Below are 22,254 nucleotides of genomic sequence, written 5' to 3'. Positions count from 1 at the left end.
ACACCTCACCACCGCAACCGACACCCGCGCTGCGCCATCTGAAAGCTCCGCACGGATGTCGGTTGCTCCACCTGCGCCAATCGGCGTATCAAACCAAAGGGCTCCGGTTCCGGCTGGATGAAAGTTCAGTGGCAGGTCAATCGCACACTCGTTACAATCGGCGGCACCGCGCCTCGCCAAAAAGTTGCATACCCGTCATATTGCGGCAAGGAAAATCAGCGAATGCCTGTCGCTTGCTGGATCGTCTCGATGATCTATAGGAACAGGGAATTTCAACGGGAGTGAACCGCGCCGAGTTTGTCGGAGACTGTCAATCGGCACCGAATTTTGCCTCCTACGCGCACGGGCGATGCGCACGGCGAGGTGGGTGTGAACCGGCATCATATTCCCGAAATATCCTTGTCACGATGGCCGCCTCATCAGCGTCGATCTCCCGTTCGCCGGTGACGGGTGTGCCATCGGCATGAAACGCGCGCACTGTCCGTCGTCAGATAATTTGGGACATCAGAGCGTGCTTTCGTTTGGAGGCTCTGGCTCATTCTTGATTGAGTTTATGCGTTTTCAGTTTCGTGGCGCAAGCGCCGCTTGAGCATGGTTTTCCGTTTGATCTCCTCTCGCTGTTTCAGGATCTTCTCTGCGCGCCCAAAGTAGACGTCGGCGGGCGTCAGGTTTCCAAGGCTCTCGTGGTAGCGATAGTTGTTGTAATGTTCGACAAGAGCCCGTGCGCCGAACTCGGTGACCGGGTCGAGCGTGGCGGGGGCTCGGTTGCAGATCACGCGGGGTGGTTGAACTGGCGTCCCCGTGAAACCACATGATGACGAGATGTGAATTTAGAATGGAACGACGGCGTCTTTGACAGAGGAGGAACCTTGACCACAAAAATCGTTGCTGAAAACCTGTCGAAGGTGTTTGGAGACGATCCCGGTCAAGCGCTTGACCTGCTACGAGACGGCAAGACGAAAGACGAGATTCTTTCCGAGACCGGCCAGACGATCGGTGTTCAATCGGTCAATTTTTCCGTGGAGGAAGGCGAGGTGTTCGTCGTCATGGGTCTGTCTGGCTCGGGCAAGTCCACGGTGGTGCGGATGCTGAACAGACTCATCGACTCCAGCGACGGTACGATCCGCATCGACGACACCGACCTGCACAATGCAGACGCCCAGACGCTCCGCAAGGTGCGGCTGGAGAAGGTGGCGATGGTATTCCAGCACTTTGCCCTCTTCCCCCACAAGAGCGTTCTGGAAAATGTGGAATACGGCCTCAAGATCGCCGGGGTTTCCGCCAGCGAACGTCGCGAGAGGGCGCTTGACGCGCTGGAGAACGTCGGGCTTTCGTCTTGGGCCGATCGCCGCCCCTCGGCGCTTTCGGGGGGCATGCAGCAGCGCGTGGGGCTGGCGCGCGGACTGGCCGTTGATCCGGAAATTCTGCTCATGGACGAGCCGTTTTCCGCGCTCGATCCGCTCATTCGGCGCGACATGCAGAACGAATTGCTCGAATTGCAGCGCGAGTTGAAGAAGACGATTGTCTTCATCACTCATGACCTGGACGAGGCGCTGACCTTGGGCGACCGGATCGCCATCATGAAGGAAGGTCGCTTCGTACAGGTGGGCACGGCGGAAGAGATTGTCGGCAGCCCCGCCGATGATTACGTGGCGGCCTTCACGCAGGACATTGACCGGGCCAAGGTCTTTTCCGCGCAACGCGTCATGGAACCGCCCGAGCCGCTGGAGACTGGCTCTAGCGATCTTGCCGTCGCGCGCCGCCGCCTCCACGATCTGGGACGCGACAGCCTGCCGGTTCTGGACGGCGACACGCTCGCAGGGGCGGTGACGCGCCAGAGCATCGCGGAGGCCGAACAGCGCGGCGAGACGGCCCTCGAAGGTGCGCTGCACCGCGAAATACCGACCGCAGAACCGGACACACGGCTGAATACGCTTTATGCGGCCTGTAGTTCCGGCCTTCCCGTCGCCATCCTGGATGTCAGCGGAACCCTTGTCGGCGTCGTGCGGCCGGAGGCGGTATTCAATCTTCTCGCGAATGAAACAACCCGGTCGCAGGACGGAGATGCGCCCGCAGAACAGACCTCTGCGGACGACGCACCCGCGCTTTCGGCCTGATCGGAGGCAAGCACATGTGGCAACCATCTGACGTCTATGAACTTCCGCTAGACACCTGGGTTGAAACGGCCATCAAGGGCTGGTTGGTTCCGAATTTCCGCGAGGTGTTCCAAGCGGTGCAAACGCCGATTTCCCTCGTTCTGGAGGGGCTGGACGCGACACTTCAGGCGATCCCGATGGCCGCCTTCACGATCGTTCTGGCCCTCGTCGCATGGGCGGTGGCGAGCCGCGGTCTTGCGGTGTTCACCTTCGTCAGCCTCGTGGTGGTCGATCTCATCGGTGTCTGGACACAGACGATGACAACGCTTGCGATGATCCTCACTGCCGTTCTGTTCTGCGCCATCGTCGGTGTGCCGTTCGGCATTGCCGCCGCCCGCAGCGACCGGTTCGAAAAGGCTCTGCGCCCCGTGCTCGATATCATGCAGACGATTCCACCTTTCGTGTATCTGGTACCGATCGTGATGCTGTTCGGGGTCGGGATGACGCCCGGCATCATCGCGACCATCATCTTTGCCCTGCCGCCGATCATCCGCCTGACCAATCTCGGCATCCGCTCGGTGCCGGAAGACCTGATCGAAGCAGCCTATTCATTCGGCTCCTCGCCACGGCAGGTGCTGTGGGAGGTGCAATTGCCATTGGCGCTGCGCACGATCATGGCCGGGCTCAATCAGACATTGATGCTGGCGCTCTCGATGGCGGTGATCGCGGCACTCATTGGCGCAGGGGGCCTTGGCCTGACCGTGTATACCGGCCTCGGCCGGCTTGATGTGGGGGCCGCGACCGAAGGCGGATTGGGCATCGTTCTGCTGGCCATGATCCTCGACCGGATCACGCAGGCCCTTGGCTCAGACAGCGCCACAAAGTCACCAGGACTGCTGGAGACGTTGAAATCGTTCTTCAGCAAGCGGGCACCGGCAACCTCAGCCACGTGACAGCGTGGGCGTGCCCCAAAACGAAAACCGTCTCGCGACCACACGCTGCCGGACTGGTCACGAGACGTGCCTGGCAAGGCTCGCGACCGAGCCTCTGTACGGCCAATATCAAGAGAAGGAGGACTTTCATCATGTTTGACACGAAGGCGATCCTAAAGACCACGACCGGCGCGGCCATGACCGCGATGATGACGCTACCTGGCGCCGTCGCCGCAGATAATCACGCGATGCCCGGCGAGGGCACGACCGTCGACATGGCCCGCGCCAGCTGGGACACCGGCTGGTGGCAGGCCGAGGTCTACAGCCAGTTGCTGCAGGAGTTGGGATACGACGTGTCCCGCATCACCACGCTGGACAATCCGCCGTTCTACCAGACCGTGGCGCAGGGCGACGTGGACCTGTGGGTGAACGGCTGGTTCCCGCTGCACAATTCCTATGAGGACGCGTTCAGCGGCGGTGCCGAGAAAGTGGGCTATGTCGCCAAGGGCGGCGCGCTTCAGGGTTATCTGATCGACAAGAAGACCGCAGAAGAGCACGACATCAAGTATGTCTCGGACATTACAAAAGATGAGAATCAGGAGCTCTTTGACGCCAACGGCGATGGTAAGGCCGATCTTGTTGCCTGCCCACCGGGCTGGGGCTGCGAGACGGTGATTTCTCACCATTTCGAGGCTTATGACTGGAATGACGACTTCAACGCTGTGAAGGCCGGGTATTCCGCCTCGATGGCCGATGCATTGGGCCGTTTCCAGAATGACCAGCCGATCTTCTTTTACACTTGGACGCCCAACTGGACCGTGGGCGAGCTGACGCCTGGCGAAGACGTCGTCTGGTTGCAGATGAAGGAAACCAAGCTGCCCGAGGATCAGGCCGATCTCGCCGACGAGACGACCGTGGCCGAGTTGGAAGGCTGCCAGGGTGCGGCACCCTGTGATCTTGGCTGGCCGGCAAACGACATCCGGCCGGTGGCGAACTCCAGGTTCCTCGATGACAACCCGGCCGCCGAGCAGCTGCTGAGAGAGGCGCTTATCCCGATCGCGGACATCTTCGAGCAGAACGCGAAGATGAACAAAGGTGCCGACAGCCCGGAAGATCTCGAGCAGCAGGCTTCGGCGTGGATCGAAGAAAACCGTGGCAAAGTCGATGGTTGGCTTAAATCCGCACGCGAAGCCGCGCAGATGTAACGCGGTTGCGGCGGTGACCTAAGTCACCGGTCGATTGCATTACACGAGTTTGCCTGCCCGCGCGCGACAAGAGGCGTGCGGGCAGGAGCTTAGTCCAACGGTCTAAGATTGATATGCCGTGTGGTCTGGACTTTTGGTAACTCACGGCAGGTGAGCGCGGCAAGGAGCTGGAACCTCCTGAACGGCTTGGTCAACACGAGATACCGGATGTCCGGCAACAGGCGCTCGACCTCGTCCTGCTCATGTCTGTTGCAAAGCAAGATGGTGAACAGTCTCGGAAAAATGCGCCGATGCGTATCGACCAAGGCCGCGATATCGCCGGCCTCTCCGAGGTTGGCCACATCGAGGATCAGCGTCGACCACCTGTGTGGCGTGTCGCCGATCATTGCGAGCAGGGGATCGACGTCCGCAGAGAAGTCAACCTCGAACGCCTCCTGAGATATCCAATCACGGAACTTCCGACCATTGCGATCATCGGACGCCGAGATTGCCACCCTTGGACGTCGGCTGACAGCCTCATGTCCGTTGCTGCGAGATGGCCAGACCGGGCTGCACGAGCGGGCGGGCCTTTGGTCGTACTGATCAGCCGGAATGAAGCAAGACGATTTCAGTCCGCGAGGCGAATTCATGATTGAGCTGCTCTTGCGTCCGGGCCGGTCTCACCTGACGTTACGACTCGGAGCGGAGCAGGTCGCGGTCCGCAGCCCCGTGCGTCACCCTGGACCACACGCAGGTAGGGCAGCAGATATTGAGAGTCGGTGCCGAAGTCGCGGAAAACGTCAAGTTCGCACCTGGTATCCGGTATGATCACAGGGTCGAGCTCTTGCCAGTCTGCGGGCGTCGCCGCACCGGTACGGTCGCGGAGTTGCAGGGCCTCGACCACGCGCAGGGTTTCTTCGATACTGCGCCCGATGAAGATCGGGTATTCGAAAATCATCCGAATGCGCATCTGCGGATCGAGTATGAACGACTTTCGAATGGGCCAGGTCTTGTGTTCCTGATCATGGCGCATTCCGAACAATGCGGCGAGCTGTCCCCCGGGGTCGGCGGCGGTCGGAAACCAGACATCCGTGTCAAAAAATGCCTCGATTTCCGTGTGCCAGTCGCGCTGTTCTTCGATCGTCGAACCGGTCAAGCCAAGCACCTTGACACCAAGGGCATTGAAATCACTCTTGTTCCCCGAGATCGCACCGAGTTCCGTCGTGCACACAGGGGTTCTCGCCGCCGGGTGGCTGAACAGAAAGGTCCAACTGTTTTCAGACCAATCCCAGAAGTCCAACTCGCCCTGTGTCGTGTCCGCGACAAAATTCGGGAACGTGTCGCCAATCCGCGGAAGCCATTTTACCGAGCGCCTATAGGCACTTGGGATGCGCATGTTGCGTCCATCTGCGCCGCGAGGAGAAAAAAACTGGATGCTCACAGTGTGCCCCTTTTTTCTTAGAACAACCTCAATGCTGTTCAAATCACAGATAATGGAACTTTAACGTGCGCATTGCCGTGCCGTATGCAGATCTGTGCAAAAATGTGTGAATTCTGGCGAGAAGATGGCGCCGACCTGATTTGTAACGTGTCAATTTGAAACTGCAGCCGGATATCTGCATCAGGACGCGGACCTGTAGACGATCCTTGTGGCGACCGGTCTGCCGTTTCAGCGGTTCTGGGGCGGAAGAGAAAGTATATGGTACGGCGCCTTTATCCGAATGTCGTCGGGCCGAATGACACGACCCGAAGTGGCGCCTTTCACGTCGGCGTCATATTATCTGCAAACACGTTATGGAGGTCCCGCAGCACTGTCGGGGCGGCGGTCAGTCCAGCCCCATCTGGCGCATCATCGCTTCGATCCTCGGCACGTCCTCGGGGTTGTTCAACTCCCAGAACTGACGGTTGCGGGCCTCGACCTCGACGCAGAGAACGGCGCGGCCGTTTTCCAGAAAGCGCAACTGTTCAAGCCCTTCCAGCCCTTCGAGCGGCCCCGGCGACCAGCCGGGATAGGCGGCGAGCGCCTCGGGGCGGTAGGCATAGACGCCGACGTGGTGAAAGACCGGGGTCTGCGCATCTTCAGCATAGCGCGTCGGGGTGAACGGGATAACTTCCTTGGAAAAATAGAGCGCGTGGCGGTCGCGGGTGAAAACCGCTGTCGTGCCGCCCACGCGGCCCGACGCGCGGTCGGCCAGAAACCCGTTGAGTGCTGCGCCATCGCAGCGCAGCACTGGCGTTGCCACCTCTGCCGCAGGGTCGGCGCGCAGGCCCGCGATCAGGTCTTCGACGAACCAGTGCGGGGTGAGCGGCGCGTCGCCTTGCAGGTTGACCACCATGTCGAACCCGCCGCCCAGGGCCGCATGCGCCTCTGCGCAACGCTCGGTGCCGTTGGCGCATTCCTCCGAGGTCATCACCACCTCTGCGCCGAATGCCTCGGCGGCTGATTTGATCCGCTCGTCATCGGTAGCCACAACGACACGGTCGACGCCCGAGACCGCGCAGGCGGCCTCCCACGAGCGGCGGATGAGCGACCGGGCCTCTCCGCTTGCCCCGCGCAACTCTGCCAGGGGTTTGCCGGGATAGCGGGATGACGCGTAGCGGGCGGGGATGGCGATGAGCACGCTCATGTCAGGCTTTCTTGAGATCGATGCCCGGCGCATGGGCGATGAAAAACGGGTTGGCAAAGCCGTCCTTGCCGTAGCGCAGCGGCGTGTGATCGTCAAAGCGCACCACATGCCCGCCGGCCCCGGACAGGACGGCATGCCCGGCTGCGGTATCCCATTCCATCGTGCGCCCGACACGTGGATAAAGATCCGCCTCGCCGGTGGCGACAAGGCAGAACTTGAGCGAGGACCCCGCGCTTGTCATGTCTTTCACGGCGTATTTGCCGATATAGTCGTCGGTTGCCTGATCGCGGTGCGACTTTGACGCCACGACCATCAGTGCGTCATTGTCAGGACGTGTGACGTGGATGGCGCGTTGCAAGCCGGGTGCGGCCTTGTCGAACGGGCCGTCCTCCTCTACCGCAGTGCCATCGGCGAGGGTGTAGAACATACGTTCCTTGGCGGGGGCGTAGACTATACCGCGGGTGGGCGTGCCGTTCTCGACATAAGCGATGTTCACGGTGAAATCGCCGCGCCGGTTGATGAATTCCTTGGTCCCGTCGAGCGGATCAACGATCAGGAATGTATCCACGCTTTGACCATGTGACGCGGCCTGTTCTTCGGTGACGAGTGCCACGTCGGGGAAGGCCGCGCGCAGACCGGCGGAAATGATCGCATCGGCGGCCTCGTCGGCCTCGGTGACGGGGCTTGCGTCAGACTTCACTTTCACGTCGAAATCATCGGCCTCGTAGATTTCCATGATCCGGTCGCCGGCTTCCAGTGCCAGCCGCCGCATCGCTGTCACAAGCGTGTCGTACTCCAAATTGTCGCTCCTTTGCCCGGAAGGCGCCACTTTACGCCCTTAATGAATGGATTACCCGGTGCCCCTTATGATAGGGTCTGAATGGGACGGCAAGAAACCCGCGCAAGAAATCCAACGGCATTCAGGCAGTTTTCCCGATGTTCAAGACCGCACGCCCAAGATCGAGCCTGCATTCCGCGATCATCATCCTTGACGTGATCTATCATGCGACCGTGCGGAGCGTGCGTCAGGCGCATGGCAACGCGGTGATCGCGCTCGTGTTGAACATCATGACCGTGATCATCATGGTGCTGGCGTTTTATCTCATGTTCACGGTTCTCGGCATTCGCGGCGCCAAGCTGCGCGGTGACTTCTTGCTGTTCATGATGTCGGGTATTTTTCTCTATCTTACGCATATCAAGGGCATGGGGGCGGTTCTCGGGGCGGATGGGCCATCCTCGCCGATGATGCAGCACGCCCCGATGAACACGATCGTGGCGATCGCCTCTTCGGCGCTTGGTGCACTCTACATCCAGGTGTTGTCGATGTTCGTCATCCTGTTCGTCTACCATGTGGGATTCACGCCGATCACGATCTATCAGCCGATCGCCGCCTTCGGCATGGTTTTGCTGGCGTGGTTCACCGGGGTGGCCGTGGGGTTGGTGCTGTTGGCGATCAAGCCGTGGCTTCCAACCTTCGTGTCGATCTTTGCAACGGTCTATCAGCGCGCCAACATGATCGCCTCGGGCAAGATGTTCGTGGTCAACACCCTGCCGCCCTTCATGTACAACATGTTTTCGTGGAACCCGCTGTTTCACAATATCGATCAGGCGCGGGGGTTCGTTTTCATCAACTATTTCCCGCACAAGACGTCGCTGGAATACCCGATCTATATGGGCATAGTTCTGTTGGTGATCGGGCTGATGGGCGAGTTTTACACCCGGCAATATGCCTCGCGCAGTTGGGATGCGCGGCGTTAATCCACGACCCTGCAGGTCAGGTTGATCCGCCCGCCGCCCTGCAACAGCGACGAGGTGCCGGGCCGTATGCGGTCGACCCCGTGATGGATCAGGCGCGCCGCACCGCCCATTACAAGCACGTCGCCTGAATTCAGCCAGACCGATTCGGTCGATCCGCCGCGCGTGATGTTGCCGATCCGGAAGAGTGCGTCGTCGCCCAAGGACACCGACAGCACTGGCCATGAGAAGTCGGCCTCGTCACGATCCTGATGCAATCCCATGCGTGCGCCTTCGGTGTAATAATTGATCAGGCAGCAATCGGGCAGCCGCGACTCGCTGACAAGTGCGCGCCAGATTGTCAGCACGTTTTCTGGAACTGGCGGCCAGCGTAGCCCCTCGGGATGTGTCGGCTCATAGCGATAGCCACGCCGGTCGGTGACCCAGCCATAGCGCCCGGCGGCTGTCATGCGCACGCTCATAGCCTTGCCTCGCGGGGTGACTGGGGTGAAGAGCGGAGCCTGCGCCACCACGCCGCGCAATTCGTCCACCATCGCCGCCTGCGCCTCGGGCGGTAGCCAGCCCTTGTAGATTGCCACGCCGCGCAGGGTCAGGGTTGGTTGGGGCATGCGGTCTCCTCTTTGTGCCAGATGGTCATTTTATACCAAATTGCGCGATTCCATTACGTGCCAATGCTTGCAGCCCCACACGGCGCTGCCTATATACGCGCAGAAACGCAGGCACTGCGGCACAACGCGGGTCTGCTCCTCATCGGGGGCCGGATGCCGAAACGGGTCGGGCCTTCGTCATATCGCCTAAGTAGAAGGGATCGAAAACATGGCCAAAGTGATTGGTATTGACCTCGGCACCACGAATAGCTGCATCGCGATCATGGACGGCGCTCAGTCGCGCGTGATCGAGAATTCCGAAGGCGCGCGTACCACGCCCTCGATCGTGGCATTCACCGAGGATGAGCGCCTTGTCGGTCAGCCCGCCAAGCGGCAGGCCGTCACAAACCCGGAAAACACCATCTTCGGCGTCAAGCGCCTGATCGGGCGTCGCGTCGATGATCCCGATCTCGCCAAGGACAAGAAGAACATGCCGTTCACCGTCATCGACGGCGGTAATGGCGATGCCTGGGTGCAGGCGCGTGGCGAGAAGTATTCGCCGTCCCAGATTTCCGCCTTCATCCTCGGCAAGATGAAGGAAACCGCCGAGAGCTATCTCGGCGAAGAGGTGACGCAGGCTGTCATCACCGTGCCCGCCTATTTCAACGACGCACAGCGTCAGGCCACCAAGGACGCCGGCAAGATCGCCGGTCTCGAAGTGCTGCGCATCATCAACGAGCCGACGGCGGCGGCGCTCGCCTACGGTCTGGACAAGAAAGAAACGCACACCATTGCTGTCTATGACCTTGGCGGCGGTACCTTCGACGTGACCATTCTCGAAATCGACGACGGCCTCTTCGAGGTCAAGGCGACCAATGGGGATACCTTCCTCGGCGGTGAAGATTTCGACATGCGGATCGTCAACTACCTTGCCGACGAGTTCAAGAAAGAGCATGGCGTCGACCTGACCAAGGACAAGATGGCGCTCCAGCGTCTCAAGGAAGCCGCCGAAAAGGCCAAGATCGAACTGTCCAGCTCCAGCCAGACCGAGATCAACCAGCCGTTCATCTCGATGGGCTCGGACGGGCAGCCGCTGCACATGGTCGTGAAACTGACCCGCGCCAAGCTTGAAAGCCTCGTGGGCGACCTGATCAAATCCTCGATGAAGCCCTGCGCTGCGGCCCTCAAGGATGCTGGCATGTCTGCCTCCGAAATCGACGAGGTGGTTCTGGTGGGCGGCATGACCCGCATGCCCAAGGTTGTCGAGGAAGTGACGAAATTCTTCGGGAAAGAGCCACACAAGGGTGTGAACCCCGACGAGGTCGTGGCCATGGGGGCCGCCATTCAGGCGGGCGTGCTGCAAGGCGACGTCAAGGATGTGGTGCTGCTCGACGTGACGCCACTCAGCCTCGGAATCGAAACATTGGGCGGTGTCTTTACCCGTCTGATCGACCGCAACACCACGATCCCGACCAACAAGAGCCAGATCTTCTCGACTGCCGAAGACAATCAGTCGGCCGTGACGATCCGCGTCTTCCAGGGTGAGCGCGAGATGGCGGCCGACAACAAGATGCTCGGTCAGTTCAACCTCGAGAACATCCCGCCCGCCCCGCGAGGCATGCCGCAGATTGAGGTGACCTTCGATATCGACGCCAATGGCATCGTGTCCGTTTCCGCCAAGGACAAAGGCACGAACAAGGAGCAGAAGATCACCATTCAGGCGTCGGGTGGCCTCTCGGAAGAAGATATCGAGAATATGGTCAAGGAGGCCGAGGAAAACGCCGAGGCCGATAAGGCCCGCCGCGAGCTCGTCGAGTCGAAGAACCAGGCAGAGAGCCTCATAAACTCGACCGAGAAATCGCTTGAGGAGCATGGCGACAAGGTCGACCCGACCACCGTCGAGGCGATTGAACTGGCCATTGCTGCGCTCAAGGACGAGCTTGAGGGTGAGAATGTCGACAAGATCAAGTCCGGCATCCAGAACGTCGCCGAGGCGTCGATGAAGCTGGGCGAGGCGATCTATAAGGCCAGCCAGGACGACGGCCAGGATGAGCCTGCGGGAGCCGATCAGGCACGGGGTGACGACGATGACATCCTCGATGCCGATTTCGAGGATCTCGACGACAACAAGCGCGCCTGAGGCACGTTTCGGACCAAGCGGGCCGGTTCGGTGTAATGCCGGACCGGCTCCCACGCTCCGACATCAAGGAGATCCCAGATGGCCAAACGTGACTATTACGAAGTGCTCGGGCTTTCCAAGGGCGCCTCGGCAGACGAGATCAAGAAAGCCTACCGCACCAAGGCGAAAGAGCTTCACCCTGATCGCAATTCCGACAATCCGGACGCCGAGAAGCAGTTCAAGGAAGCGGGCGAGGCGTATGACGTCCTGAAAGACCCGGAGAAGAAGGCCGCCTATGACCGGTTCGGCCATGCCGCCTTTGACGGCGGTATGGGAGGCGGCGGCGCGCGTCCCGGTGGCGGGTTCGGCGGCGGGGCCGGGCAGGGCGATTTCGCCTCGGCCTTCTCTGACGTGTTCGACGATCTTTTCGGCGATTTCATGGGCGGCGGACGTGGTGGCGGGCGGCAACGTGCGGCCCGGGGTGCGGACCTGCGCTATAACCTGCGCGTGACCTTGGAAGAGGCCTATGGGGGTCTGCAAAAGAGCATCAAGGTGCCCTCTGCGGTGCCATGTGACGAGTGTGATGGCTCGGGCGCCGAGGGCGGCGCGCAGCCGACCACCTGCCCGACCTGTTCGGGCATGGGCAAGGTGCGCGCGCAACAGGGCTTTTTCACCGTGGAACGGACCTGCCCCACCTGTGGGGGACTTGGCCAGATCATCAAAAATCCCTGTAAGGTCTGCCAGGGTCAGGGTCGCGTACAAAAGGATCGCGCGCTTAGCGTGAACATCCCCGCGGGCGTCGAGACCGGCACCCGTATCCGTCTCGCCGGAGAGGGTGAGGCAGGCATGCGCGGCGGACCGGCGGGTGATCTCTATATCTTCATCGAGGTGACCAAGCACGAGTTGTTCGAGCGTGAGGATACCAATCTCTTCTGTCGCGTGCCCGTGTCGATGGCCAAGGCTGCGCTTGGCGGCGATATCGAGGTTCCGACGATCGAGGGCGGACGCAGTCGCGTCAAGATCCCCGCAGGTTCTCAGTCAGGCCGCCAGATGCGCCTGCGCGGCAAGGGCATGCCAGCCCTGCGCGGAGGTGCGCCCGGCGACATGTTCATCGAACTGGCGGTGGAAACACCCGTGAACCTGACCTCAAAGCAGAAAGAGTTGTTGCGCGAATTCGACGCGCTGAGCGAGGATAACAACCCGGAAAGCAAGAGCTTCTTTTCTTCCGTCAAGAACTTCTGGGACTCGATGAAAAGCTGATGCCGATTTGGCATTAACTCTTTTCTAACATGTCGCGGGCAAGGTTGGGGGCATGACAGATGCCCCCGCCTTTTCCGAGCGGCCCTTGCCGCTATTTGCGCCCGAGATGGCGGCGCCGGTTACGGTGCCCGTGCGCCAGCCCTCCTATATTCGCGATCACAGGCAGCGATTGCGCGCGCGGTTTCTAGATGGGGGCGCGCGCGCGATGCCTGACTACGAAATGCTGGAACTGGTGCTCTTTCGGGCCATCCCGCGCCGCGATGTTAAACCGCTGGCGCGTACATTGCTCGAGACGTTTGGCGATTTCGCCGGGGTCATCTCGGCCTCGGCAGAGCGGCTCTTGGCTGTCAGCGGTGTGGGTGAGGCAGTGATCTGCGAGTTGAAGGTGGTCGAGGCCGCGGCGCACCGGCTGGCGCAGGCGCGGGTGATGAACCGAGCCGTGATCTCATCCTGGGATGCTCTGCTGTCCTATTGCCGGGCCAGCATGGCGCATCGCGAGACCGAGCAGTTCCGGGTCTTCTATCTTGATCGCAAGAACGTGCTGATCGCCGACGAGGAACAGGCACGCGGCACGGTGGATCATGTGCCGGTCTACCCGCGTGAGGTGGTCAGGCGGGCGCTGCACCATAATGCGAGCGCGCTGATCCTCGTGCACAATCACCCCTCGGGTGATCCCACACCCTCGGCGGCGGATATCGACATGACCGCGCAGGTGGCCCGCGCCGCCGAGGTGCTGGGCATCACGCTGCACGATCACGTGGTTATCGGGCGTGCCGGCGAGGTGAGCTTTCGCGCGGACGGCTATCTCTAGCGGAGCCAGACCTCGACCCGACGGTTCACCTGGCGGCCCCAGGCGGTATCGTCGCAGGCCATGGGCATCGCCTCGCCAAACGCCTCGACCGCGAGGTCGATCTGTTCGAGCCGAGCGGTTTCAGCGGCCCGGATGACGGCCCGCCGCACCGTTTCGGCCCGCCGCAGGGCAATCTCGCGATTGGTTTCGGCCGGGCCCTCGCCATCGGAGAATCCGACAAAGACAAGGCGGCGATTGTCATAAAGCCCAAGCTCCAGGGACCGTGCCAATTGCTGCGCGTTGGACCGGGATTGCGCGTCGAGCCTGACCGATCCTGTCTCGAACCGGAACGTGGTGGTCAGTCGCTTGAGCGGCGCGAGTGTGCGCACCATGCGTTGCAATTCCCCAAGCCCCAGTTCGTCTCCCGCCTGAGCAATCGCATTCGCGAACCGATCGCCTTGCGCGTTGATTTCGATCTCTTCGGGGGTCTGATCGACAAATCCCGCGCGACGGATGACCAGTTGGGCCGAGGGATCGCGCAGATAGGCGATGAACTCGCGGCCCAGTTTGGGCAGGCGGCGTGCGGGGAGATAGAGAAAAAGCGGCGCGGTCAGCGGGTAGTCCTCGGTCTTGACGGCCCGGCGCGTGGCGCGCAGTGCAAATCCGCAGGCCCCGGTAACGGGTAATTCCCACGTATCGCCCTGTTCAGAGCGAGTCGTGAGGCCGAGCGCAAAAGGATCGCTCGCGACGGCCTTGGCGAAGGCTGTGCCATTGGAATGACGTTCAACAGGTTCCAGCAGGCGGCGACCCTCTGGGGCAAGGACCTGATCGACGCTGGCTTGCCCGACCCCGGTTTCAGCCGACCACAGGTGAATGTCGATTGGCGCATCCGGGCCGCCCAGATCGGTCCAGTTCAAGATCTCGCCCGCCAATGCACGTGACAATTGCCGCAGGCTGATGCCTTGCGCCGGGTTGCTTGGGGCTACGACTGGAACCAGCGCGTCCAGCGCGAGCACTCGCGCCCGTCCGGGCGCCGCGAGATTACCAAGCCCTGCCTCACGCGCGCGCTCCAGTTCGCCTTGCCGGATCTCGCGCAGTGTCATGGCGATATCTGCCTCGTTGGCCAGCAGATCGGCAAACCCCTCGTCGGTATTGGTCAGGCGAAAGGTGAATTCCCCGATCAGCGTGCCGTCCTGGCCAGTGTGCAGATCAAAACGCAATTCTGTCGGCGTGTCGGTCACGCGCCGCAGATCGTAATCACCGCGAATGGCAAAGGCTTCGAGCAGGGCGGGCATGAGGATGCGCCCGACTGTCGGCGCGCCGGAAAACACGAGCCGCGCGACATAGGCCTCGAGATTGGGGCAGCCCGGCCCTTCGCAGGCGACGCCGGACCCATCGACGGTCAATTCGCCATATACCGTATCGACACGATAGAATTCGCCGTCAAAGCCCAGAAGGTTGCCGGATATTTCGACAGAGCCATCATGAGAGCGGAGCGTCACATCTTGTGCTGCAACCGCGATCGGAACGACCAGAAGACAAAGTGCGGCGAGGATCGCCGCACGCAATGCTGTCATGTCCTGCCCCCCTGAAAACCGCGGCCTTAGTTCTGCGCGATCTTCAGGTCATTGAACAGGTTTTTCAACACCAGAAACTCTCCGATGGCCTCGCAATCGGGCATGGCCAGCACAAGGTCCTGCACCGTGAGCCCCGTGTCGCCGGTGGCGATGGTCTGCGCCTCGAGTTCGCGGCCACAATTTGCCTCGCTCACCTCGGCCTCGACCCGCAGAGTCACATCGCCTGCGCGCGTGGCGGTGCCGGTGGGGAAGGTATAGACCTCGGCCATCAGACCCTGATCGGTGCCGGGGGTGCCGAGACGTGTCAGAAACCCACCTTCGCCTGCGATGCCGCGGGCCTTGTCCTGCGTGGATGCGGCCCAGATATGACCCGCCTCACCGAAATCTGCACCGTATTCGAGGGCGTGCAGCGAGAGGCTGTCTGCACTGCCGCTCCACTGTACGACAAAGCGATCGTAGAGTGGGAGCGTGTCGACATCTGCCGTCGCCAGCGCCCCCTCGCCGTCGGCGAAAGACACGATGAAAACCGCGCTCTCGCTCAGTGCGGGCACGTCCAGACGGCTCTGCCCGGCGCTATCAGTCACGGCGTTGAACATCATGCCGTTATGATGAACAGTGAAACGCTCGTTGATACGGCAAGGCGCTGACACGGTCAGTTCGACCATCGCGCCCTTGCGCAGCGCGGCATCCATCTCGTAGTCGCATGTGAAGGTCGGGGCGACCTCTTCCTGCGGCATCAATTCGGGTGTCGCGGTCTCTTTGGCCACAGCGAGCGTAACCGGTGCCGCCGGGAGGGCAACCGGGCCCGGCATCGCCGCAGGAGGCGTGGGCGCGGCAGAGGTCAGTTCGATCTGCGAGATCTCGACCGGTTTGTCGAGCACGGGAACCGAGACCGATTGCATCGCAGCCACCGGGTGCGACGGTGCCTGCGCCTGCATGAAAAATCCGATTCCAAGCGCGCAAGCAAAGGTGCCGCCCGCCATGATGTAACGTCGAGCCTTTGACATAGTGCTCTCCATACCAAACCACGGTTGGTATAGACGCTAGGCGTTAATAATGGCTTCCCGATGGCACGGTAAAGGTCTCAATCGGGCGATTTCTCTCAGCTTAGCCGCCCGTGGCAATGCTTGAACTTCTTGCCGGACCCGCAGGGGCAGGGCTCGTTCCGGCCCGGGTTGCCCCAGGTCGAGGGATCGCTCTCGACAAAGCCGGGCGCGCCCTCTGCGGATGGTTCGGCAGGGGTTTCGGGCTGTGCGGCGGCCTCCATCGCGGCGCGCTGCTCCTGCAACTCGCGCATCAGCGACTGTTGCTCTTCTTCCGACATCGGACGGATCTGCGACAGCTTCTTGGTCACGTCCATACGCAAGCTGTCGAGCATGGTCTCGAATAGCTGGAACGACTCGTTCTTGTATTCGTTGAGCGGGTCGCGCTGTGCATAGCCGCGAAAGCCGACGACGCTGCGCAGGTGTTCAAGCGTCAGAAGATGCTCGCGCCATTTGCCGTCTATGGTCTGCAAGAGCACCTGTTTCTCGATCATGCGCATGCTCTCGGGGCCGAACTGGGCGGCTTTGGCGGCCATCATCTCGTCGGCGGCCTTGTCCAGCCGTTCGATGATCTCCTCGTCGTCCACGCCTTCCTCGGCGGCCCAGTCGATCACCGGCAGGTCCATGTTGAGATGCTCGATCACCGCAGCATGCAGGCCCTCGGTATCCCATTGATCGGCATAGGTCTTGGGCGGCATATACTGATCGACGAGATCGGTGATCACCTCGGCGCGCATGTCGCGCACGATCTCGCTCAGGTCCTTGGCCTTCATGATGTCGAGGCGCTGCTTGAAGATCACCTTGCGCTGTTCGTTCATCACGTCGTCGAATTTCAGCAACTGCTTGCGGATATCGAAATTGCGCCCTTCGACCTTGGCTTGTGCGCGTTCCAGCGATTTGTTGACCCAAGGGTGAATGATCGCTTCGCCTTCCTTCATGCCAAGCGTCGAGAGCACCTTTTCAAGCCGCTCCGAGCCGAAGATGCGCATCAGGTCGTCATCGAGGCTGAGGAAAAAGGCTGATCGGCCCGGGTCGCCCTGACGGCCCGAGCGACCGCGCAGCTGGTTGTCGATACGGCGGCTTTCATGGCGTTCGGTGGCGAGCACGAAAAGACCGCCCGCGGCCTTCACGGCCTCTTCGTCGGCGGTGTGCTCGGCTTCGATGCGGTGACGGATTTCCTCGGGGTCGCTCTCGGGATCGGCGGCGATGGCCTCCATGATCTGGAAGTCAAGATTACCGCCGAGTTTAATGTCGGTGCCGCGCCCGGCCATGTTGGTGGCGATAGTCACGGCACCCAGCTTGCCCGCATCGGCGATGATCTGCGCCTCTTTCTCGTGCTGGCGCGCGTTGAGCACGTTATGCGTGATGCCTGCCTTGGTCAGCAGGGTACTCAGCATTTCGGATTTCTCGATAGAGGTGGTGCCGACGAGGATCGGCTGGCCCTTGCCGTGCGCCTCGCGGATTTCCTCGACGATGGCGTCGTATTTTTCCTGTTGGGTGCGATAGACGGCATCGTCCTGATCGACCCGCGCAATTGGCTGGTTGGTGGGCACCTCAACCACGCCGAGACCATAGATTTCCGCGAATTCCTCGGCCTCGGTGACGGCGGTGCCGGTCATGCCCGAGAGCTTGTCATAGAGGCGGAAGTAATTCTGGAAGGTCACGCTGGCCAGCGTCACGTTCTCGGGCTGGATCTGGCAGCCTTCCTTGGCCTCGATGGCCTGATGCAGACCGTCGGACAAGCGTCGCCCGGCCATCATGCGACCGGTGAATTCGTCGATCAGAACGACGTCGCCGTCACGCACGATGTAATCCTTGTCCTTGCTGAACAGCTTGTGCGCGCGCAGGCCCTGATTGACGTGGTGCACGATGGTCGTGCTCTCGGGATCGTAGAGCGATTGCTCCTCGGGCAGGATGCCGCGCTCCTTGAGGAGGTTTTCCAGGTATTCGTTGCCTTCGTCCGTGAAGGTGACGTTGCGGGTCTTTTCGTCGAGCGAATAGTGATCGTCGCTCAGTTCCGGGATCAGCGCGTCGATGGTCTGATAAAGTTCACTGCGGTCCTGGCTGGGGCCGGAAATGATCAGCGGGGTGCGGGCCTCGTCGATCAGGATGCTGTCGACCTCGTCCACCACGGCGAAATTATGTGCGCGTTGGTTCATCTCTTCGAGCGAGGCTTTCATGTTGTCGCGCAGATAATCGAACCCAAGCTCGTTATTGGTGGCATAGGTGACATCAGCACCATAGGCGGTCTTTTTCTCGGCCTCCGGCTGTTGCGGATAGACGACGCCCGTGGTCATGCCGAGCGCGGCAAAGACCTTGCCCATCCACTCGGCATCGCGCCGGGCAAGGTAGTCGTTCACCGTGACCACATGCACACCCTTGCCGGAAAGTGCGTTGAGATAGCAGGGGAAGGTCGCCACAAGTGTCTTGCCCTCGCCGGTCTTCATCTCGGAAATATTGCCCTGATGCAAAAATATCCCGCCCATCAGCTGCACGTCGAAGGCGCGCAATCCAAGCGCGCGGCGGGCTGCTTCGCGGCAATTGGCAAAGGCCTCGGGCAACAGGGCGTCAAGGCTCTCGCCCTCGGCGATGCGCTTGCGGAACTCGTCGGTCTTGGCGATCAGCCCGTCGTCGTCGAGCGCCTCGTATTCCGGTTCCAGTGCGTTGATCTTTTCGACCAGCGGGCGCGTCGCCTTGATCTTGCGGTCGTTCGGTGTCCCGAAGATCTTGCGCGCGACCGTTCCAATACCCAACATGTTTTATCCGTTCCGGTGTTTTGACTGTCCGTGACAGGCAATCGCTTGCCCCGCTCGCCTGCGCGCCCTAAAACGGGCGCAAGTTGTCGGCTCGCGCCTTGGTTACAAGGCGATGTAAGGGGCCGCCGGAAAAGTGTCAACGTCGCGCGCCGTCACGCCCGGTGTCGCGTCACGCAATAAAGGGATGTTTGCATGTTTCGCCATATGATGACCTCGACCGCGCTTGTCGCCGGGCTGATGATGGGCGCGCCTCTGCTGGCGCAGGATACGCCGGCCGCCGAGACGGTCGTCGCCACCGTGGGCGATACCGAGATCACGCTCGGGCACATGCTGTCGCTGCGCGCGGGGCTGCCGCAGCAATACGATCAGGTGCCGCCGGAGGCGCTGTTCAAGGGCGTGCTGGATCAGTTGGTGCAGCAGACGCTATTGATGCAGGCGTATGAGGGCACGCCGTCGCTGGCCGCGCAGATGCAGCTCGACAACGAGCGGCGCGCGATCCTTGCGGCGGATGTGGCCGATGATGTTCTCAATGACGCGCTCACCGACGAGGCGCTGCAAGAGGCCTATGAGGCGCGCTATTCCGATGCTGAACCCGAAACCGAGTACAAGGCCGCGCATATCCTAGTGGAAACCGAGGAAGAGGCGCAAAAGCTGATCGAGGAGATCGAGGGCGGGGCCAATTTCGCGGCCCTCGCGCAAGAGCATTCCACTGGCCCCTCGGGCCCCTCGGGCGGTGATCTGGGCTGGTTCGGCGATGGTGTCATGGTGCCCGAGTTCTTTGACGCGGTGGCCGCCCTCGACGAAGGCGGCGTTTCGGCCCCTTTGCAGACGCAATTCGGCTGGCATGTGATCCAGCTCAAGGAGACCCGGGTCAAGGAACGCCCCGAGCTTGACGCGGTGCGCGACGAGTTGGTGGGCGAGCTGCGGCAAGCGGCTTTTGACGCCTATATCGCCGATCTTGAGGCCGAAAGCAGTGTCGCGCGTGACGCGGGCGAGGCGCTTGACCCCGCGTTGATCAACCAGACCGATCTTCTGGAGAACTGAGCCATGGGCGCCAAACCGCCGCTTTCCCCGCTCGCCCCGACGGGATTTCCCGACCTGCCCGAGATCGCCGGGGTGAGCTTTGCCACCACGGCGGCGGGGGTGCGCTACAAGGATCGCACCGATGTGATGCTCGCGCATCTTGCGCCCGGGACGGCGGTGGCGGGGGTGTTCACCCGCTCGGCCACGCGCTCGGCGGCGGTGCTGGATTGTCAGGACAAGATTGGCGGCGCGCCGGAGGGCGGGGCTGCGATCCTCGTGAATTCCGGCAACGCCAATGCCTTTACCGGGCGTCGCGGGGCCGATTCGGTCAGCGCGGTGACGCGGGCGGTGGCCGAGACGCTCGGCATCCCGGCGGCGCGGGTGTTTTCCTCGTCGACCGGTGTGATCGGCGAGCCGCTGCCGCATGACCGCATCACCGCCTGCCTCGACGATCTCAAAGCCTCGCTGTCGCCGCATGCCATCGAGACGGCGGCGCATGCGATCATGACCACCGATACCTTTCCCAAGGGATCGGGCACCACCATCACTGTCGACGAGCAAACCGTGCATATCGCGGGCATCGCCAAGGGATCGGGGATGATCGCGCCCGACATGGCGACGATGCTGGTCTATATCTTCACTGATGCGGCGATCGAGCAAGATATCCTGCAGGACATGGTGAGCGCGCTCAACCGCACGACGTTCAACTGCATCACCGTGGATAGCGACACCTCGACCTCCGACACGCTTCTGGTGGCGGCAACCGGGGCGTCGGGCATTCGCGTGACCGAGACCAATGTCGGCTTCATGGAGGGGCTGCGCCGCGTCATGCTCGATCTCGCGCATCAGGTGGTGCGTGACGGCGAGGGGGCCACGAAATTCGTCGAGGTCTCGGTGACGGGCGGGGCCTCGGATGCCGAGGCGCATATCCATGCGAAATCCATCGCCAATTCGCCGCTGATCAAGACGGCGGTGGCGGGTGAGGACCCGAATTGGGGCCGCGTCGTGATGGCGGTGGGCAAATCCGGTGCGCGCGCGGATCGCGACCGGCTGTCGATCTGGTTCGGCGATCTGGAGGTCGCGCGAGAGGGGTTCGTCAGCCCCGACTATGACGAGGCGAAGGCCGCAGCCTACATGAAGAATCAGGACATCGTGATCCATGTGGATCTGGGTCTTGGCGGCGGCACCGCCCGCGTCTGGACCTGCGATCTGACCCATGGCTATATCGATATCAACGCGGACTACCGGTCTTGAAAACGGTTCTTGTTTCGGCGGTGGCGCTGATCGACGTGGATGGGCGCATCCTGCTCACGCAGCGCCCCGAGGGCAAATCCATGGCCGGGCTGTGGGAATTTCCCGGCGGCAAGGTCGAGGCGGGTGAGACGCCCGAACATGCGCTGATCCGCGAGTTGCAGGAAGAGTTGGGCATCGACACATGGGCCAGTTGTCTGGCGCCGTTGACCTTTGCCAGCCATTCCTACGCGGATTTTCACCTGCTGATGCCGCTCTTTGCCTGCCGCAAATGGCAGGGCATCCCGCAGGGTCGTGAGGGGCAGGCCCTCAAGTGGGTGCGTGCGGGTGACCTCAAATCCTATCCGATGCCCCCGGCCGATATTCCCCTGATCCCGATCCTGCGGGATTGGCTCTGATCGGCGTCGGCGCGCTCGAAAGTTCGTTGGTTATCGAAATAGAACGCCACCTTCCCTTTGATCACTGTCGTCCCTTGGGATTTTCAAGCATCATCAACGGCATAGGATCAACAGACGCGGACCGACGCGTTTCTTAATGAGGGAAAAACCATGCTGCGCACCATCCAGACCGGCTCCTGCACGTTCATTCAGGGTATCTTCGTTGCGCTGTTGGAAAACGGCTTCATGCAGGTCCAGGTCGATGACCGGCTCTTTGTCGGGCGACCTGTGTCCAAGATGGCCTGACCAGGCGCGGTCGCTCACAGCCATCTTGCCCGTGCACCAAGCGGGTGTGCGGGCATGGTTCAATGTTGTCTCGTCAAGTTGGTCGGTGCGCCGCGATCTCGACATTTAGTGGAACGGATTCTGTCGAGGTCACGTTCCAAACTTCAGAAAATTGCTGAGCATGCTTGTATCGCCTGTTCCAACTCTGACTCGCCATTCTGTGGTGAACGCCGAATACTGAACACCTGCACGCCCAACGGCGGAATATTTGGGATCGTCGTCGATATAGGCGGCGTATAGATATTTCGCACCTGTCTGGGCGAGCTTCTTGGCGAGCTTTACCAGTGACTGGCTGGGGGTCGCCGTCACGAAAGATGTCCAAATTCCGAAGAGTGCTCCGGCTTTTTCACTCTTGTCGACGGCGACGAACAACGCCGCCTGAAGGAAGGCCCGGTCGTGGTTGGTCAAGGTCTCTGGTCCGGCGTTACCAAAGAATTCCTTGGCGATGCTGTTGTATTCTTCATCACTGAAATAGAGGTTCTCCGGCGCAAATCGCAGGTCTGGAAACTGTTGCGGCAGTGTTGTCATTGGT

20 protein-coding genes and 1 pseudogene are annotated in these 22,254 nt (G+C 61.4%); 11 read left to right on the top strand and 10 right to left on the bottom strand.

Annotated features, from left to right (window positions below; translation table 11 throughout):
- Positions 1–551: 551 nt before the first annotated feature.
- A pseudogene (locus RID11_RS02740) lies at positions 552–719 on the bottom strand (IS3 family transposase); the annotation flags it as partial.
- A 150-nt stretch (positions 720–869) separates the two neighbouring features.
- On the opposite strand from RID11_RS02740, the gene RID11_RS02735 reads away from it, so the two are divergent.
- The 3 genes from RID11_RS02735 (at position 870) to proX (ending at position 4,233) form a co-directional block, all read left to right on the top strand.
- Complete coding sequence (locus RID11_RS02735) at positions 870–2,117, top strand: quaternary amine ABC transporter ATP-binding protein (protein ID WP_350135804.1); 1,248 nt, start codon at positions 870–872, stop codon at positions 2,115–2,117.
- Between the two features lie 14 nt (positions 2,118–2,131).
- Complete coding sequence (locus RID11_RS02730) at positions 2,132–3,049, top strand: ABC transporter permease (RefSeq protein ID WP_350135802.1); 918 nt, start codon at positions 2,132–2,134, stop codon at positions 3,047–3,049.
- A gap of 131 nt (positions 3,050–3,180) precedes the next feature.
- A complete protein-coding gene (gene proX / locus RID11_RS02725) occupies positions 3,181–4,233 on the top strand; it encodes a glycine betaine/L-proline ABC transporter substrate-binding protein ProX (RefSeq protein WP_350135800.1) in 1,053 nt (350 codons plus the stop codon).
- 89 nt (positions 4,234–4,322) lie between these two features.
- Here proX and RID11_RS02720 read toward each other — a convergent pair whose 3' ends face one another.
- The 4 genes from RID11_RS02720 to cysQ all read right to left on the bottom strand — a co-directional run bounded on the left by RID11_RS02720 (position 4,323) and on the right by cysQ (position 7,638).
- Positions 4,323–4,619 carry a hypothetical protein gene (locus RID11_RS02720; RefSeq protein ID WP_350135798.1) on the bottom strand — a complete coding sequence of 99 codons (297 nt, stop codon included), beginning with the start codon at positions 4,617–4,619 and terminating at the stop codon, positions 4,323–4,325.
- A 239-nt stretch (positions 4,620–4,858) separates the two neighbouring features.
- The gene (locus tag RID11_RS02715) at positions 4,859–5,653 is read right to left on the bottom strand and encodes a redoxin domain-containing protein (protein WP_350135796.1); all 795 of its coding nucleotides are present in this window, start codon (positions 5,651–5,653) and stop codon (positions 4,859–4,861) included.
- Between the two features lie 385 nt (positions 5,654–6,038).
- Positions 6,039–6,839 carry a 3-deoxy-manno-octulosonate cytidylyltransferase gene (locus tag RID11_RS02710; protein WP_350135794.1) on the bottom strand — a complete coding sequence of 267 codons (801 nt, stop codon included), beginning with the start codon at positions 6,837–6,839 and terminating at the stop codon, positions 6,039–6,041.
- Position 6,840: 1 nt separating this feature from the next.
- Entirely contained in the window at positions 6,841–7,638 is a 798-nt protein-coding gene (cysQ, locus tag RID11_RS02705) for a 3'(2'),5'-bisphosphate nucleotidase CysQ (RefSeq protein ID WP_350135792.1), read from the bottom strand.
- Between the two features lie 137 nt (positions 7,639–7,775).
- Between cysQ and RID11_RS02700 the strand changes: the two genes are divergently transcribed.
- Positions 7,776–8,597, top strand: a complete 822-nt coding sequence (locus RID11_RS02700; protein ID WP_350135790.1) for an ABC transporter permease — start codon at positions 7,776–7,778, stop codon at positions 8,595–8,597.
- On the opposite strand, the gene RID11_RS02695 is transcribed toward RID11_RS02700, so the two are convergent.
- On the bottom strand, positions 8,594–9,202 hold the full coding sequence (locus RID11_RS02695) for an alpha-ketoglutarate-dependent dioxygenase AlkB family protein (RefSeq protein WP_350135788.1): 609 nt from the start codon (positions 9,200–9,202) through the stop codon (positions 8,594–8,596). The two genes, RID11_RS02700 and RID11_RS02695, sit on opposite strands and share 4 nt — an antisense overlap.
- A gap of 208 nt (positions 9,203–9,410) precedes the next feature.
- Between RID11_RS02695 and dnaK the strand changes: the two genes are divergently transcribed.
- The 3 genes from dnaK to radC all read left to right on the top strand — a co-directional run bounded on the left by dnaK (position 9,411) and on the right by radC (position 13,371).
- Positions 9,411–11,321: a molecular chaperone DnaK gene (gene dnaK / locus RID11_RS02690; RefSeq protein WP_350135786.1), complete on the top strand. Its 1,911-nt coding sequence runs from the start codon at positions 9,411–9,413 to the stop codon at positions 11,319–11,321.
- Positions 11,322–11,399: 78 nt separating this feature from the next.
- Positions 11,400–12,560 (top strand): molecular chaperone DnaJ, encoded by a 1,161-nt coding sequence (gene dnaJ / locus RID11_RS02685; protein WP_350135784.1) that lies wholly within the window; start codon positions 11,400–11,402, stop codon positions 12,558–12,560.
- 52 nt (positions 12,561–12,612) lie between these two features.
- Positions 12,613–13,371, top strand: a complete 759-nt coding sequence (gene radC / locus RID11_RS02680; RefSeq protein ID WP_350135782.1) for a RadC family protein — start codon at positions 12,613–12,615, stop codon at positions 13,369–13,371.
- Here radC and RID11_RS02675 read toward each other — a convergent pair.
- From RID11_RS02675 to secA, 3 genes are all read right to left on the bottom strand, one after another.
- The gene (locus RID11_RS02675; RefSeq protein WP_350135780.1) at positions 13,368–14,927 is read right to left on the bottom strand and encodes a substrate-binding domain-containing protein; all 1,560 of its coding nucleotides are present in this window, start codon (positions 14,925–14,927) and stop codon (positions 13,368–13,370) included. The genes radC and RID11_RS02675 overlap by 4 nt on opposite strands.
- Positions 14,928–14,953: 26 nt before the next feature.
- Positions 14,954–15,934, bottom strand: coding sequence for a hypothetical protein (locus RID11_RS02670; RefSeq protein ID WP_350135778.1), 981 nt, complete (start codon positions 15,932–15,934; stop codon positions 14,954–14,956).
- A gap of 95 nt (positions 15,935–16,029) precedes the next feature.
- Positions 16,030–18,726 (bottom strand): preprotein translocase subunit SecA, encoded by a 2,697-nt coding sequence (gene secA / locus RID11_RS02665; protein WP_350135776.1) that lies wholly within the window; start codon positions 18,724–18,726, stop codon positions 16,030–16,032.
- 192 nt (positions 18,727–18,918) lie between these two features.
- Between secA and RID11_RS02660 the strand changes: the two genes are divergently transcribed.
- From RID11_RS02660 to RID11_RS02645, 4 genes are all read left to right on the top strand, one after another.
- Complete coding sequence (locus RID11_RS02660) at positions 18,919–19,770, top strand: peptidylprolyl isomerase (protein WP_350135774.1); 852 nt, start codon at positions 18,919–18,921, stop codon at positions 19,768–19,770.
- A 3-nt stretch (positions 19,771–19,773) separates the two neighbouring features.
- Positions 19,774–21,003 carry a bifunctional glutamate N-acetyltransferase/amino-acid acetyltransferase ArgJ gene (gene argJ / locus RID11_RS02655; RefSeq protein ID WP_350135772.1) on the top strand — a complete coding sequence of 410 codons (1,230 nt, stop codon included), beginning with the start codon at positions 19,774–19,776 and terminating at the stop codon, positions 21,001–21,003.
- The gene (gene mutT / locus RID11_RS02650; protein ID WP_350135770.1) at positions 21,000–21,398 is read left to right on the top strand and encodes an 8-oxo-dGTP diphosphatase MutT; all 399 of its coding nucleotides are present in this window, start codon (positions 21,000–21,002) and stop codon (positions 21,396–21,398) included. Before argJ ends, mutT begins: the two co-directional genes overlap by 4 nt.
- A 150-nt stretch (positions 21,399–21,548) precedes the next feature.
- On the top strand, positions 21,549–21,683 hold the full coding sequence (locus RID11_RS02645) for a hypothetical protein (RefSeq protein ID WP_350135768.1): 135 nt from the start codon (positions 21,549–21,551) through the stop codon (positions 21,681–21,683).
- A gap of 129 nt (positions 21,684–21,812) precedes the next feature.
- Here RID11_RS02645 and RID11_RS02640 read toward each other — a convergent pair whose 3' ends face one another.
- Complete coding sequence (locus tag RID11_RS02640; RefSeq protein ID WP_350135766.1) at positions 21,813–22,250, bottom strand: hypothetical protein; 438 nt, start codon at positions 22,248–22,250, stop codon at positions 21,813–21,815.
- Positions 22,251–22,254 lie beyond the last annotated feature (4 nt).

It is taken from the genome of Roseovarius sp., from assembly GCF_040219995.1.
Lineage (GTDB): Bacteria > Pseudomonadota > Alphaproteobacteria > Rhodobacterales > Rhodobacteraceae > Roseovarius.
The sequence above is the reverse complement of the archived record's forward strand: the minus strand, read 5'-3'. Positions and strand labels throughout refer to the sequence as shown.